Annotated in this window: 1 protein-coding gene; it reads left to right on the top strand. The window is 60.3% G+C overall.

What is annotated here, in order from left to right; all coding sequences use genetic code 11:
* Positions 1-532 (top strand): immunoglobulin-like domain-containing protein (locus ABZO33_RS26830; RefSeq protein ID WP_414538507.1); only part of this gene is annotated, 532 nt, incomplete at its 5' end.
* Positions 533-537: the final 5 nt, after the last annotated feature.

Below are 537 nucleotides of genomic sequence, written 5' to 3'. Positions count from 1 at the left end.
TGGCGACAAGGTGGTCATCCCTGCCGGCCAGACCGAAGCCGAGTACAAGGCCAAGGCTCAAGGTGATGACGTCTTCAAGGACGGCGACACCCTGACCGTCGGCATCACCGATGCCGCCGTCGATGGCAAGGCCTTTGAAAATCTGGAACTGGGCGGTAACGCTTCCGTCCAGATCACCGACACCGTCAGTGAAGTGGTCGCGACCCTGACTGCGGACAAGACCACCGTTACCGAAGGCGGTCAAATCACCTACACCGTGACCCTGACCAATGCCCAGGGCCTGTCGGTCACCGGTCACAATGGCCTGACCTTCACGCTGACCGATGGGACCAAAGTCACCATTCCAGCCGGCAGCGCCAGCGGCACCTTCACCATCACCGCACCGGACGACGTGTTCGTCGGCGGCCAGCCTTCGATCGTCAACAAGATCGAGTCGGTTGCCGGTGGCGACAACTTCGAGAAATTGACTCTGGGTGATAACACGGTCACCACGAGCGTGACCGATGTGATAACACGGTCACCACGAGCGTGACCGAT

This window comes from Pseudomonas sp. CAM1A, assembly GCF_047501685.1.
Taxonomy (GTDB): Bacteria; Pseudomonadota; Gammaproteobacteria; order Pseudomonadales; family Pseudomonadaceae; genus Aquipseudomonas.
The sequence above is the reverse complement of the archived record's forward strand: the minus strand, read 5'-3'. Positions and strand labels throughout refer to the sequence as shown.